10 protein-coding genes are annotated in these 15,389 nt (G+C 41.7%); 6 read left to right on the top strand and 4 right to left on the bottom strand.

Features of this window, described 5'->3' with window-relative positions; translation table 11 throughout:
- Positions 1–4: 4 nt before the first annotated feature.
- A complete protein-coding gene (locus AAC000_RS11515; RefSeq protein WP_339722828.1) occupies positions 5–1,249 on the bottom strand; it encodes an RNA polymerase sigma factor in 1,245 nt (414 codons plus the stop codon).
- Between the two features lie 25 nt (positions 1,250–1,274).
- Between AAC000_RS11515 and AAC000_RS11510 the strand changes: the two genes are divergently transcribed.
- Together AAC000_RS11510 and AAC000_RS11505 are read left to right on the top strand one after the other, a co-directional pair.
- Positions 1,275–1,598: a hypothetical protein gene (locus tag AAC000_RS11510; protein ID WP_339722826.1), complete on the top strand. Its 324-nt coding sequence runs from the start codon at positions 1,275–1,277 to the stop codon at positions 1,596–1,598.
- Positions 1,599–1,606: 8 nt separating this feature from the next.
- Positions 1,607–3,313: a GNAT family N-acyltransferase gene (locus tag AAC000_RS11505; protein WP_339722825.1), complete on the top strand. Its 1,707-nt coding sequence runs from the start codon at positions 1,607–1,609 to the stop codon at positions 3,311–3,313.
- Here the strand turns inward: AAC000_RS11505 and AAC000_RS11500 are convergent.
- Together AAC000_RS11500 and AAC000_RS11495 are read right to left on the bottom strand one after the other, a co-directional pair.
- Positions 3,306–6,179, bottom strand: a complete 2,874-nt coding sequence (locus AAC000_RS11500; RefSeq protein WP_339722824.1) for a reprolysin-like metallopeptidase — start codon at positions 6,177–6,179, stop codon at positions 3,306–3,308. The genes AAC000_RS11505 and AAC000_RS11500 overlap by 8 nt on opposite strands.
- Positions 6,180–6,277: 98 nt before the next feature.
- Positions 6,278–9,490: an SNF2-related protein gene (locus AAC000_RS11495; RefSeq protein WP_339722822.1), complete on the bottom strand. Its 3,213-nt coding sequence runs from the start codon at positions 9,488–9,490 to the stop codon at positions 6,278–6,280.
- Positions 9,491–9,867: 377 nt separating this feature from the next.
- Between AAC000_RS11495 and AAC000_RS11490 the strand changes: the two genes are divergently transcribed.
- The 4 genes from AAC000_RS11490 (at position 9,868) to hemW (ending at position 14,178) form a co-directional block, all read left to right on the top strand.
- Positions 9,868–10,875, top strand: coding sequence for a hypothetical protein (locus tag AAC000_RS11490; protein WP_339722820.1), 1,008 nt, complete (start codon positions 9,868–9,870; stop codon positions 10,873–10,875).
- A gap of 260 nt (positions 10,876–11,135) precedes the next feature.
- The gene (gene srmB / locus AAC000_RS11485) at positions 11,136–12,395 is read left to right on the top strand and encodes an ATP-dependent RNA helicase SrmB (RefSeq protein ID WP_339722818.1); all 1,260 of its coding nucleotides are present in this window, start codon (positions 11,136–11,138) and stop codon (positions 12,393–12,395) included.
- Positions 12,396–13,013, top strand: a complete 618-nt coding sequence (locus tag AAC000_RS11480) for an XTP/dITP diphosphatase (protein ID WP_339722816.1) — start codon at positions 12,396–12,398, stop codon at positions 13,011–13,013.
- A 4-nt stretch (positions 13,014–13,017) separates the two neighbouring features.
- A complete protein-coding gene (gene hemW / locus AAC000_RS11475; protein WP_339722814.1) occupies positions 13,018–14,178 on the top strand; it encodes a radical SAM family heme chaperone HemW in 1,161 nt (386 codons plus the stop codon).
- A gap of 62 nt (positions 14,179–14,240) precedes the next feature.
- Here the strand turns inward: hemW and AAC000_RS11470 are convergent, their stop codons facing one another.
- Complete coding sequence (locus AAC000_RS11470) at positions 14,241–15,215, bottom strand: AraC family transcriptional regulator (protein ID WP_339722812.1); 975 nt, start codon at positions 15,213–15,215, stop codon at positions 14,241–14,243.
- Positions 15,216–15,389 lie beyond the last annotated feature (174 nt).

The following is a 15,389-nucleotide window of genomic DNA, read 5'->3' as shown; positions in this document are numbered from 1 at the left end:
ATGTTTATTGGCTTTTGAGCTGAGTTAATTTTTGTTCTAAGAAACGTTGTTCAGGGAGCTGTTTAACCAAACTCAAGGCCTGTTTAAAGGCCAAAATCGCCGCATTTGTATTACCCAAGCGGTGCAATAGTTCACCTCTGGTTGAATGAAGTTTGTGATAATTCTGTAATTCGCCGCGCTCAACTAGGTGATCCATGATAGTTAATCCCGCTTGTGGACCATCACGCATGGCAATAGCCACGGCGCGGTTAAGTTCAATCACTGGCGAAGGTTCCACTTGTAATAAAACTGAATACAAAGCGATGACCTGATCCCAATCAGTGTTACCATTTGAAGTAGCATGCACTGCAGCAATGGCTGCTTGCAGTGAATAAGCGCCAAGGCGGCGAGTAGCTAAAGCTTGACGTACTAAGGCATCACCTTCTGTTATGTATTCTTGTTGCCATAAGCTTCTATCTTGGTCTTCTAATAAAATAATATTACCATCTGCATCGACACGGGCATTGCGCCGAGATTCATGCAATAACATCAAGGCTAACAATCCCATCACCTCTGAATCCGGTAACAAGGTCAGTACTAACCTAGCAAGACGGATCGCCTCCATCGATAACTCTACTCGCAATAAAGCCTCACCCGCTGACGCTGAATACCCTTCATTAAACACTAAATAAATCACTGCCAACACCCCATCTAGCCTATCGGGTAATTCAGATACATCAGGGATCGCGTAGGGTATTTTGGCTTGTTGAATTTTGTTTTTACCGCGCACTATCCTTTGTGCCATAGTGGAGGGTGAGACCAAAAAAGCACTGGCAATTTCTTCGGTGCTCAAGCCACAAACTTCGCGCAAGGTTAAGGGAATTTGTATTTGTGGATCAATGGCAGGATGGCAACAGGTAAAGATCATACGTAATTGATCGTCTTCAATGTCCTGTTGGCTTAGGGCGAGATTGTGTGCTTCAAGTTCGTCAATTTGCCTTTGTAAATCATTTTCAAACTCAGCAAAACGTTTTTTGCGTCGCAGATTATCTATGGCTTTAAAACGACCGGTTGAGATTAACCACGCAGTCGGATTAGCCGGCATGCCCTGTTTATCCCAAGTATCCAAGGCCACTGAAAATGCTTCATGCATGGCTTCTTCAGCTAAGTCAAAATCCCCCAGTAGCCGTACTAAAGTTGCCAACACTTTACCTGAATGATCTTTATAAAGCAGGGATAACTGCTGCTTCAAGCTAGCTGTAGCGCTCATATAGCTTGCCTTCTGGATGGGCACATTGATTATTAAACCACTTATAAACTATCAACCAATCTACATCATGTACACCCATGCCAACTCAAAAAAGTTAACTTTGTCTGAGTGTGCATTTGGAAACATAAAATGGATGGAGTTTGCATCTAGCAGAGTCATCCTAGATGGCAGCTCTATCTATTCACTGTGTTCTACATTTTCAGGTTTATGTAAACAACTAGCTGATAGAAGGGCTTTGGTGTACTCACTGAATAGAAAACACCAAGCGCTGTCATCAAACCGCCACCTTAGTGGCACTAAACTGTCACAATTGATGATTACCCTTAGCCCAGCAAAAACTAAGCTGTAGGGTTATTTATGTTTACTGTGTCTGAAGTCCTTGAAAAGCACTATCCCAAGATTGTTAATAAGCCACTATTATCCAAGACACTTAGTTTTGTACTCAGACATCTGTTACACGAAAGGGAGATGCACGAATTTTCCCAAGCGTACCCCCATTACCAAGGCTTAGACTTTGCTGAACAAGTACTGGAGTACTTTAATATCAGCTATTCTGCAAGGGATGTAGAAAAAGAACGCCTCCCCAGTCAAGGTAAATTGGTGATTATTGCCAACCACCCTATAGGCTCACTCGACGCCTTAGCTTTAATTAAATTAGTCAGCGAAGTCAGGCAAGATATTAAAGTGATTGGCAACGACATGTTAATGGCCCTCAAGCCCATGCATAGCATTTTATTGCCCGTAAACAACATGCAAGGTGGGACGGCAAAACAACACATTCAGAATATTCAGACACACTTACAGGCAGAAGGTGTGGTGATAGTGTTTCCCGCAGGTGAAGTCTCGCGCTTACGCCCTCAAGGCATTCGAGACACTCGCTGGCAAAGTGGCTTTTTGCGGATAGCCAAACAAGCTAAAGCCCCAATTTTACCGGTTTTTATAGACGCCAAAAACTCCCCGCTGTTTTATGGTTTGTCGATGATCTACAAACCTTTAGCCAGCATGCTACTGGTCAAAGAAATGTTTAAACATAAACGCCAACACTTACCTATGCGCATAGGCGAACTCATCCCTTTTGAGTCATATAGCAACAATCACATCGCTCGCACTCAACATGTGGCCCTATTTAAAAAACACCTCTATAAAATAGGTCATGGAAAATCAGGGGTATTCAAAACCCAAACCGCCATAGCGCCAGCTGAAAATCGCGCAGAGTTACAACATGCTCTCAAGAATCACTGTGAATATTTAGGCGAAACCAGCGACGCCAAAGTTATGTACTTATATCAACATCAAGATAGCTCCCCCATACTCAGAGAGATTGGCCGCCTCCGAGAAGTCGCCTTTAGAGCTGTGGGTGAAGGCACTAATAAGCGCCGTGATATCGACAAATACGACGCTTTTTATTACCACCTGATTTTGTGGGACAAAGAAGACTTAGAAATTGCCGGAGCCTATCGTTTTGGTGATGCAAAAACAATCATCGAAAAGGATTCGGTCAAGGGTCTGTATTCTGCAAGCCTATTTGATTATGGCCCTGAAATGGCACCTTATTTTGAGCAAGGTCTAGAGCTAGGCAGAAGTTTTGTGCAACCTAAGTATTGGGGCAAACGCAGCCTAGATTATTTGTGGTTTGGTATCGGGGCTTTTTTACAACGCCACCCAGGATTTCGTTACCTTTTTGGCCCAGTCAGTTTGAGCGACCATTACCCTAAAGCAGCCAAAGATTTGTTAGTACAGTTTTACACCTTATATTTTGGCCGAACTGACACTATTGCCAGCGCTAAACTGCCTTATCTATTACCTAAAGATTACCCACATAGTTTTAGCGGTGACAATTACAAAGCAGACTTTAACCAACTCAAACATCAGTTAGCCAATATGGGCATGGTTGTGCCCACACTTTACAAACAATACACCGAAACCTATCAAGAAGGTGGCGTACACTTTATCGACTTTAATATCGACCCAGACTTTAATCACTGCGTAGACGGATTAGTTTTAGCCGACTTAGATACCTTAAAACCCAAAAAACGCGCCAGATATATGCCGAACCCTAAGTAGGGGTTCTGCTGCCTCTAAATAACGCTAGGATTAGCAACCATAAAAAACCTAGACTGCCGCCACCACTGTTTTTTGGCATACCTGGATCAGTTGGTTTGTCGTTGGGATTGTTAGGATCTGTGCCTGCCTCGAATTCCACTAAGTTACTGCTGCCGTCGTTGTCCGTATCTTGCTGGGCGTCACTGGCGTCGAGGGGATTGAAATTGTTAGCGGTTTCATAACTATCTGGTAAGTTATCATTATCATCGTCGGTGTCGGCATTGTTGCCCATACCGTCATTATCGGTATCAACACTTTCGGTACTATCCAAGGGAAAGGCATCATCAAGATTATTGACTAAGTCACCGTCTGAATCATGCTCCCCATATAATCTAAACTCATCTTGAGGCAACCCAGCAAACACCAAGCTGACGGGTTGTTTTAAACCACCCGAGCCTGCTTGTACAAAAACGTTAAGAAAGTCCCCTGTCAGGCCATCATATTTGAGCACTTCATCTGTATCACCGCTACAGATATAAATGTGTGCATCTGGCCCTAAGGTCAAACAACTTGGTTGTCCTAGTCCGCCACTACCAGCACTGACCAATTTACCCACAAAGTTGCCGTTGTTATCAAACTTACTAAGATCTTTACTGCCGGCATTTGTCACATAGATGTTTCCATCACTGTCTAGCGCCAAGTGTTCTGGTTTATTCAGGCCTTGATTAGTGAGTACTTGTGGCGCCGCCGTTAAATTATCTAGATTAAAAACCAACAACCTATCACTGCTTCTTTCTGCAATAAGTAATCTGCTACCGCTTAGCATCACAAAATCTCGCCACACTTGTGTATCACTGGTAGAGTCTCCAGACTGATTACCCGATGGGGTTAAACTAAAGGTTTGAATATTGCTGGTACCTAAACCGTTATTAACCAGCAACTGCGCCTCATCTTGAAGCAGCAAATGTGCAGGAAAATTACTGCTCAATTCAGTACGATCAATCACCCTTCTTATTGAATCCGTTTGTCTGTCAAAAGCCAATACGTCGCTAAAGGCAATAAAAAACAATTGTTGAGAGTGAGATAAAACCGCATCTGATCTAAATGAAAAGCCACCTGTGGCCACCTCTAATAAACTGGCTATATATGTGCCTGTTTGACTGTTATACCTTAAAATATTGTCGCTACCGGCACTGACCACCCAAGCTTCAGTGTCGATTAAATTATTCACCTCAAAATAATCAGGTACACCGTCATTATCGTCATCAAGATCACTTCGATCACCTAAACCGTCTAAGTCATTATCTTGGGTTTCTTGAAAATCACTATCAAGGTGATCAGAGTTCGCCCCAGTGCCATCTGCATCCGAATCAACTGTTTCTGTGGGATCGAGCGGCAACGCATCGGCAACATCTTCGGTGCCATCATTATCATCATCGTTATCGGCATTGTTTCCAATACCATCTAAATCAGTGTCTAGTTGTTCGTTAAAATCCTCTGGGAACATATCGCTATTATCCCCAATACCATCTAAGTCTGTGTCCAAATATTCAGTCGCATCAAATGGAAAAACGTCATTGCTGTCATATACATTATCACCGTCGAGATCTGTTGCACTGGGTAAGAGTGAGGGCATCTCAGTGTCATTTACGGCAACACGCAGCGCAGCATTGGCTGCGGCAAAATTGTTAACTGTTGCGGCGTTATTCGCCACCAAGATGTCACCACATGGTACGGCAGCACAAGTCACGTCAGGGTTAGAAAATATTGCTAGCCCAAAGTCACGATTAGTATCACCTGTGCCAATGGAACTCATCATAGTATTAAACTTGCCTGGCACAATAAAAGCCCCTGCCGCCGCTTCTAAACCTTGGGAATTGCCATTAACATGCTGATGACCGGCCCCAAAGTTATGCCCAATTTCGTGGGTAAATGTATCAAAACAATTTGAGCCACCGCTTATGCCGACATTGCTGACGTTTACCAAATAGTCCAGCTCTGGGTTAGGAAACATGGCAATACCACAGACTTCTCGTTCGTTTAAATCGTGGGTGCGTATCATAGAAACAATGTCTGCCCCATAGGTATCTCTGAGACTAGCAACACTTTCAAGAGATGGGTCTGTTAGCGTATTGGGATCCCCGTCCAATGCATCTCGCAATTGATTCAACGCAACCCGGCTGGAAGGCATGAGGTAATCAACAAACTGACTATGTACTAGGCGCAGCCGCATATCGATCTGACTGTCTAAAAATGTCTGATTAGCTTTAAAAACAAGGAATTCCAGCAAGGTTTCTGTCATATCACCAGGGAAGGTATCAACTATATTCTGGGTAAATAACAACATAAGGTCGACTACAACCACTTCGTTATTTACAGTCGCGTTATCCACGCTTTTTTCGTAGGCTGCAAAATTGGCGAGCTCTCCCACACTATCATTTTCGTAAATCCCCTTTGTTAAGCCAGATAACCCAAGATCTACAACAAACACCTGATCATCCCGCTGTTCAATTAATAAATGTTGGCCGTTACCAAACAATTCTCCAATGCCACTGTTATTGCCTTGGGTATAGATAAGCCTCCAATCTTTATCAGCCGTTTTAAATGAGGTAGAAAAAGAACGGCTCCCCCCCTTAGTTTGCATCACGTTATCAACACCAATATCGATAGGTACTTGCCTTAAATTAAGGGTAAAACGAGACATGCTGCCACTTCGCTTAGCAGACAATAAGGTTTTGTTTGCAGTTGTCAGTGTTTGTATTGATTGAGATTTAAGTGATTTAAAATGAGCGGGTACTGAGGTGGTATTGTTGTTGGCTTGTGCAGGTTTAACAACTAGGCAAAACATTAGGCCAAATAGACTGATCAAACGGCAGTAACTGAGCATAAATGATTCTTTTCATGTCATATTGGTTGAAGACCCAAGGGTAAAGCTCACACCTAATTTATGCAATAGTTCCCAGTGAGCGATAACCATGAATCCCCTTATGTTAAAGGCGCCAGTAAGGTGTCTAAAATATCATCCGTTAGACTTAAGTTACCCTGACTCACTTCTTCTGATAATAGCGCATTCGCCAGCTCTGCTTTTTTCTCTTGTATTTGAAGTATTTTCTCTTCAATTGAGTTTTCAATAATCAATTTATACACAAATACAGGCTTATCTTGACCGATACGATAGGCTCGGTCTGTCGCTTGATTTTCAACAGCTGGGTTCCACCAAGGATCAAAATGGATCACTGTATCGGCTGCCGTTAAATTCAAACCTACACCACCGGCTTTTAAACTAATTAAAAATACAGGCACTTCACCAGACTGAAATTTATCCACTATTTGCTGGCGATTTTGGCTACTGCCAGTGAGTTTTACAAAGGGAATTTTACTCGCCACCAGCTCTTTTTCTATCAAAGCCAACATGCTGGTGAATTGCGAAAAAATCAGTACCTTTCTGCCTTCATCAACCATTTCAGGTAAGGTTTCCATCAAAAATTCCATCTTGGCCGATTGATGAACAGATTTGGCACTGGGTAAAGATAAGAGTTGAGGGTGATTACACACTTGTCGTAATTTTAATAACGCATCGAGAATTTCAATTTGGCTGCGCTGTAGTCCTTTGGCGGCAATAATTTCTTTTAAGCGCGAATCCATAGTCAAACGCACAGATTCATATAACTCAGCTTGTTTACCGTCTATTTTTAGGGTTTGAATGATAGTGGACTTTTTAGGTAACTCTTTTGCGATCAGTTCTTTGCTGCGGCGTAAAATAAAAGGTTTGATACGTTGATTCAGTATAGTCTTACGCTCATGGTCATTATGCTTTTCGATCGGGGTTTTAAACAAGCGTGTAAATTGTTGATAACCCGCTAAAAAACCCGGTAATAAAAAGTTAAATTGGGCCCAAAACTCTCCCAAATGATTTTCCATAGGTGTGCCAGTCAAACACAACTTATGCTCGGCCTTAAGCGTTAACATCATTTGGTATAGCTTGGTTTTAGGATTTTTAATGTAGTGCGCTTCATCCAATATCAAATAGTAATAAATGTGCTGCTGATGTATTTCAGTGTCTTTTAATAACAATGGATAACTGGTGATCACGATATCGTATTGATTGAGCTGATCAAAATGTTCGTGGCGCTTAACGCCATTAATCACGATATACGACAAATTAGGGGTAAATTTTTCTATTTCTTTAGCCCAGTTAAATATCACACTGGTTGGCGCAATAATTAAACAAGGTGCAGTTAGCCTGCCCTGTTCCTTCTCAAGTAACAAATGACTAAGAGCTTGAATTGTTTTGCCTAACCCCATGTCGTCAGCCAAAATCCCATTCAGCTGGTATTCTCGTAAAAACTGTAACCAATTCAAACCTTGGTGTTGATATTCGCGTAATTCAGCCTTTAATAATTTAGGAATAGCGGCGGTCTTAATCGCGTTAAAATCTCGTAGTTTTTCGGCCAGATGTCGTAATCTATTCGCGCCTTTTGTGACTATCCCTTGACTGTCGAGTTCACTAAGCGTTTGATGCCCCTGAAAGCGTGACAAACGCATAGTGCCATCATTCTGCAATGCACCAGGCATAAACAATTCCACAAATTGTTTAAGTAAAGGTCGAATACTCTGATAAGACAATGCAATGAATTTACCTTCAGAAAGTTCAACAAACACATTGTCCTCATTGTCGAGATAAGTTTGGTCGTTTAGCAGCACTTCTTTAGGAATTTGCTCTAAGGCACTGATTAATATGGGAAAAGCAGCCACACTTTGGCCATCTATATTTAAGTTAAGGCCAATAGAAAAAAAGTCATGGCCTTCTTCTTGTTCTACTTTTGCCTCAAAAACACTATCGGTGGTTAACTCTTGATAATGAAAACTTTCATCATACTCAACTTGCCAGCCCTGCTTTTTTAATTGCGGTAATTGATTATGCAAAAACGATAAATTAAGTTGTCGCCCTTGTAACACCATCATATAACCACCTTCAAATCGTTTATGGGTGCTGACAGCTTGTAATTGAGGAAGAAAGTTCCACTCTTTAAGGGATTCCATTATCATTTTTTCAAAGGCAAAGTCGCGATAAAGACTTTCTTCACCCTGTTGCGATGGCAGTTGATGTTTATTATTTAAAGGGCTGACAAGTTGACCATTATAAGCAAACAGCAATGATAGTTGAGTATAGTAAGCTTGATTTATATTAGGCGTAGCTAAGCGAATATGCGGCACAGGCCGCGCTAAACTGTATTCTCTTTTAAGGGTTGGTTTGGGTAATTGTTGTGCCACCTCGCCCAAGGTCATATCCAGCTTACTCAACACCCAAGGCATTTTTTCCTCTGATATAGCCGGGCTATCGAGAAACTGCACATCAAACTCACTGTTTAAATTCGTTTCTACCAAACCTAAACTATTGGTTTTGCTATTGTAGTAACTAATGGGCTGCGATTTTATTAATTTAATATCAGCATTACTTTTTTCTAATACAAGATTCAGCTTGTGCACTGCTCTATTATTTTGCCACTGCCAGTTTGCCTTTAATGGCTCACCCAAAGAAATAGGATGATTTAAATCTGCACCCACTTGCCAAAAACATCGCCCAGTACTCACCAACAAATGCAAGATGTCATACTGTTTAATCGCACTGGAGTAATGTTGATTTCTAATCATGGAGCTAATAATTTGTACATCTTGATCATCAACATAGGGCTGTTTAATCAAGTAGCTGTCTAAATTTTCGAAATTTAGCGTGCGACTCCAGCCTCCATTTTTCTTTAAGCTAGAATTATTGACTTCCAGTTGTAAATAATCACTTGGGGTATAACTATTTTGCTTAATAAAATACAACAAGGCTTTTTTCTGCTGAAACGCCAAGGGTTCTTGAGTTGAAAACTCATTTAACCATTCTTGTATAGTACGGTTTGATGCCGAACCCACATGCAAATGTTCAAGATAATGGTGGGCCAGAGCGGCGGCGTGTTTGCAGTCTTTTTTGAGATAACAATTACAATAGGCTTTGGCTTGATTTTTACTCTCATCAAATTCAAAACGCGTTAAATAGGTTGCACTTGGCGTCGACTCACTTCTAACGGAACCTCGCAAAATATTATCGTTTAAAGCGGCACTAACAACATAGTTCAATTGATGGAGCCTAGCCCCCTTTGACCAAGTTTGGTTGCTTAAAGCTGCTTGCAAGATAGTTTTATTAAACATTTAAATCGATTGCCTGATGCTAAGTTGTTTTGATTAAGTGAGGAAACGAGAACAAGAAAATTACAATAATGCTCAGCAATGATATTGCTTTACGCTAAAAATGGCCAACTAAGTATCAATTGCTTTTACGCCCTTCGGCGTTTTTCTCTTCTGAGAACCTTGAGATACTATGCCCACTCTATTTAGAAGGGCCAACAATAAGTGAAGCCCATAGGGCTATATATTTTCACATATTAAAATGGCAGTGGGAAGAGAGGTAGCTGGGTAAGAATATAATTCTTACAAATAACCTTAGATGTCTAATTATTAACCTATTCCATCTAGCAAAATATTAATATACTCTTTTTACTAGGGTTAATTAAGGAAAAGGAATTAAAATGGCACAACAACTCACTATGGCTGATTTTGCTGCCATGTCGGAACTTGCAAAACATCGCCGTATGGCCATGCAAAATATGTTCGGTGGCACAAAACTTGTCTTTAGCAACGTAGAAAAGGCCAAGACCGGCAAAAGACTCGTTCAGTCTGGCAGAAAGATAAAAAAAAGTGCTGAGAAAATCAAGAATGCAAGTCAAACGGGTGGTGGTTTTGCAGAACAGCAACTGCGAACTATGGCAAAGGAGTTCATCAAAACCTGCGCCGACGTTGACAATATTGAGGATGTAATAACAGCACTCACCTCTGAAGTGCTAAGCGAATTAATTTCTGACATTATCCCTTTTATAAGTGTTGCTACCAGCGCAGTAAAAACCGCCAAAGCTGCGAAAGCTGTGGCGACCGATGCCAAGGCGCTTTATCAGAGTCAAAATCAAAAATCCGGTTTTCGTTCTGGGGATCCATTGGCCGCAGCAGAGGCTGTGATTACACTCATAAAACGCAACTTAGCGAAGGACTCAATTAATCTGGCCCGATACTCCGCCGCAACGGGAGGTAAAATTGCGGGTCTAGTACTAGATGGTGGTACCGCAACTACAGCAGCGATAGGAATGTGTAATGCTGTTGCAGCACTGGGCATGGAGTTATTTACTCTTGGCTTAGAAATAAAAGAAATGCAAGCCGGCAATAAACGCCTCAACAGCCCTTCTACTTTAGACCTCACTGTTTTTAATGAATGCCCGATACTTGGATGTTATTTATTAACCTGCGCAGATACGTCTACTGTGGCCAACTTCTTCATAGCCGACATTGGATTGCCTGGCTGGATGGACAAAGTTGAAGAAATCAAGAAAAAGAAGATGGATCCTATGCTCAAACTTGCAACCAAAGATATCGAGAAATCTCGCTTACAACTCAGTGGCTTGCAAAGCGACAAAGGTACTCACACCCAAAAAGGTTTCTTTGCCAAGAAGAAAAGCAACGCAATGAAATACATCGGCTTAGGGTAAGCGGGCCAAGTTAGTTTCAATAAACTCTCGATGTTAAAAAAACTGTGATTAACAGAGGTCGTTTCATTAAGCGATCTCGCATAAGTTCCATCTATTATCATCTTTTACTCGCACTCTTAGTAGGCAACTGCGCTGGATACAAATGAACAGGGAAACAAAACCCTGCAGATACACTGAAAAATCAATAAGCAATTCCCTCGCCACTCCTTTATAATCCCCAACAATTCCCAAGCCAACGATAAAACAAGGCTTAAACATACATGTTTGATCAATTAGAACTAGACGATGACCTAATCCACGCTGTAGCGGACTTAGGTTACAAAGAACCAACCAGTATACAATCTCTGGTCATACCCGAAGCTATGAATGGCAAAGATATCTTAGCCTCTGCTCCAACGGGTACAGGAAAAACAGCGGCATTTTTGTTGCCTGCTTGCCAATTTTTATTGGATTACCCTCGACGCCAACCGGGCTCGACACGGATATTAATCCTTACTCCGACCCGAGAATTGGCCTTGCAAATTTTTGAGCAAGCCAAAGCTATAAGCAAATATTTACCCCATATCACATCTGGCGTGATCACTGGTGGTATCAACTACGGTACTGACCGTGATTTGTTAGAAAAAAATCTGGATATTTTAGTGGCCACACCAGGTCGACTATTTGAACATATCGAAAAAGAAAGTTTTGATTGTCGAGATATCGAATGTCTTATTTTAGATGAAGCTGACCGTATGTTAGACATGGGTTTTTCTCCGGTGGTAAACCAAATAGCTGCGGAAGCACGCTGGCGTAAACAAACCATGTTGTTTTCTGCGACACTAGAAGGCACTGGAATAGCCCGTTTTTCTGATGAATTGTTGAATGATCCAGTTGAATTAGAAGCAGACTCAAGCCGTAAAGAAAAAGGCGTAATTCACCAGTGGATACACCTTGCTGATGATGCCAATCATAAATTAGCCTTGTTAACGCACATTTTGAGTAACCAAGTAGAAACGGCCATTGTTTTTGTGAAAACCCGTGAGCGTTTAGCCACTTTGGTAGGTCAATTGCAATCAGTGGATATTGACTGTTGTTGGTTACAAGGTGAAATGCCACAGGATAAACGAAACGAAGCCATGGATCGATTCCGCACTGGCAGCGTAAAAATACTCATTGCCACTGACGTCGCAGCAAGAGGCATAGACGTCGATAATATTAGTCATGTGATCAACTACGATATGCCACGCACAGCTGATGTGTATGTACATCGTATTGGTCGTACAGGACGTGCTGGTAACAAAGGTACTGCGATTTCTCTTGTAGAAGCCCATGATATTGGCGTAGTGCCGAAAATTGAACGCTACACTAAACAAGCACTAAAACGCAGGGTGATTGCTGAATTGCGTCCGGTCAACAAAGAAGCCAAACCGCCTTCTAAGAAAAAAATCAGCAATAAAACTAAAAAGGCAGTGATTAAGGCTAAACGAGTAGCCAAAATCAAAAGTCGTAAAAAGAAAGGCCGAGGTCCAAAATCCTAAATGCTTGATTATAAAAACATTGAAAAAGTGGTTTTAGCGACCGGCAATCTAGGAAAGGTTAAAGAACTGGCTAGCATGTTGTCGGAATTACAGATTGAAGTATTACCTCAAAGCGAATTTGCAGTGAGTGACGTGGCCGAAACAGGCGGTACTTTTGTGGAAAACGCCATTATCAAAGCAAGACATGCGGCTAAACAAACTGGGTTACCGGCCATCGCAGATGACTCAGGGTTAGCGGTAGATGCCCTTGGTGGGGCGCCGGGAGTCTATTCGGCTCGCTACTCTGGGGAACAAGCAACAGATCAGAGCAATATCTTTAAATTACTTGATGCCATGGCTGATGTTCCTAAAGACAAACGCCAAGCTAGGTTTTTATGTGTGTTGGTTTTTATGCGTCACGCTGATGACCCCACTCCTATCATTTGTCAGGGTGAATGGCATGGCGAGATCTTGGCTGAACAGCTCGGTGAAAATGGTTTTGGTTACGATCCTGTGTTTTGGGTCGAACAACAAAATTGCAGTTCAGCGCAGTTATCACCGGAACAAAAAAACACCCTAAGTCACAGGGGTAAAGCGTTAAAACTGCTACTAGCCCAACTACAAAATAAAATGGGGTAACGCCTTGTCGCCTCCAGTGACCTTAAAACTGCCACCACTTGCGTTATATATCCATATTCCTTGGTGTGTGCAAAAGTGTCCTTATTGTGATTTTAATTCTCACGGACAAAAACAGCAGCAATTGCCAGAAATAGAATACGTCAGCCACTTGTTAGATGATTTGACCGAAGATGCAAAATTGGTTGGTGATAGAGCCATTCACAGTATTTTTATTGGCGGTGGCACCCCGAGTTTATTTTCAGCACAATCTATTAAAAGCCTTTTAGAGGGAGTAAAACAAAGAGTTAACCTCTTAGCTGATGCTGAAATCACTATGGAAGCCAATCCCGGCACAGTAGAAAGCCAACGTTTTGCAGATTATGTCAAAGCAGGTATCACCCGGATATCCATAGGTGTTCAAAGTTTTCAACCAGAAAAGTTATCCGCCCTTGGGCGTATTCATGATGAAAATCAGGCGCTGAAAGCCGCTACTTTGGCTAAAAGCATCAACCTAAACAGTTTTAATCTTGATTTGATGCACGGCTTACCTAAGCAGTCATTGGATGATGCGCTGTTTGATTTAAACACCGCTATTAGTCAAAAACCGCCACATCTATCTTGGTATCAATTGACCATTGAACCCAACACCCAATTTCATTCTAAACCGCCCAAATTGCCTGAAGATGAATTGTTATGGGACATTCAAGAACAAGGTGATGGGATATTAAAGCAAGCAGGATTCGAACAATACGAAATATCCGCCTACAGTCAGCCGGGGCAACAGTGTCAGCATAATTTAAATTATTGGCGATTTGGAGACTATTTAGGCATAGGTTGTGGCGCCCATGGAAAAATCACTTTGGCTGACAAAAATCAGATCATTCGCACTGTTAAAGTCAAACACCCCAAAGGTTATATGGACTTAACCCGCAGTTATATTAGCGATAACAAAGTGGTGCCAAAGGAAGATTTACCCTTTGAGTTTTTTATGAATCGCTTTCGTTTACTTGAACCTTGCCCTAAATCAGATTATCCAGACTTCACTGGTTTACCCTTAGACAATAAAACCCAACAAAATCTACAAATTGCCATCACCCGTGGTTTATTAATTGAGACTAGCGACGAGTGGCAAGTCACACCTTTAGGTAGACGTTATTTAAATACGTTATTGGAAATGATGGTTTAACGGCTCTGAATAATTAGTAATTCTGGCAATCATCTATAAGTGATTAATGACTTTAAAGTGAGTCAATGTTGTTGCTTAGCGCGCCACTCACCCGGTGCAACACCAATGTAGCGTTTAAAGGCTTTCTGAAAAGCAGCGTCCGAACTATAACCAATTTGCTCAGCAACTTGCACTATGCTCATGCCATCCGACAACAACTTTGTGGCGATCTGCATTCTCCAGCAGTTTATATATTGCATAGGTGGCTGTCCGACAAACTGATTAAATCGCTCCGCCAATGATGAACGAGACATAGCGCATTCTTTGGCAAGCAATGCTAATGTCCATTTTTTGAACGGTGCCTGATGAATTAATATCAAGGCTTTACCAATCTGCTCATCCCTCATGGCAGTCAGCCAATTGTAATTATACTCATCATGACTATTTTCCATGTGTTGGCGCAAAGCTTGAGTAAATATAAGCTCACTTAGCTTAGTGACAATGTTTTTAGCGCCTTCACTGGACTTACTCATTTCATCTAAAGTAGAAATGAGTAATTGCTTCATTAAACCGTCATCGCTCATATGTGCTTTTACCACCAGAATATCTGGTAGCGTCTTTAAAAGCGGGTTTAAAGGTTTTGCATTAAAACCGATATAACCACAAACCAGTTTTGAGCGTTCACCTTCTTCACCAATTTTTACCGCAGTAAAAGGGTGTTTTTTGGCTGCCGTTTGTTGGTAAAAACTCGCTTCGGCGGGGGTGCCGTTCCAATTATCGAGGTTTGAGGTCATGACATGACTCGACCCCATTGGAAACATAACCACATCGCCTGTTTCAAGTCTTAGTGGTGCAGTGACTGCGTTAGCCGATTTTGCCCAGCCACCGCCATCTAACATGATATGAAAAGGAATAACGTGCTCTAGATCGGGCAACATAAACCCACCAATGACATTCATGGGTGGATTAACCAATACCCAAGGCTGGCCCGCTTCTACCTCAAAGTACAAGGCACCCTTTATGTGAATGGTATCGAGCACATCTGACAATACATCCATTTCACTCATCCTTAGATTGCTAGAGCTTATAGAGAATTGGAAATTTACGCTGAGAGTGTAGCGCAAAAAATGGACGATTGGACATTAATTAAAGCAGATTGGCCATTAACTTATCGGTTGATATAAACCAAGATAAGTGCAGTTTTTATACTTAATAACCTAAGTTGTTTTGCT

It is taken from the genome of uncultured Paraglaciecola sp., assembly GCF_963977085.1.
GTDB lineage: Bacteria > Pseudomonadota > Gammaproteobacteria > Enterobacterales > Alteromonadaceae > Paraglaciecola.
The sequence above is the reverse complement of the archived record's forward strand: the minus strand, read 5'-3'. Positions and strand labels throughout refer to the sequence as shown.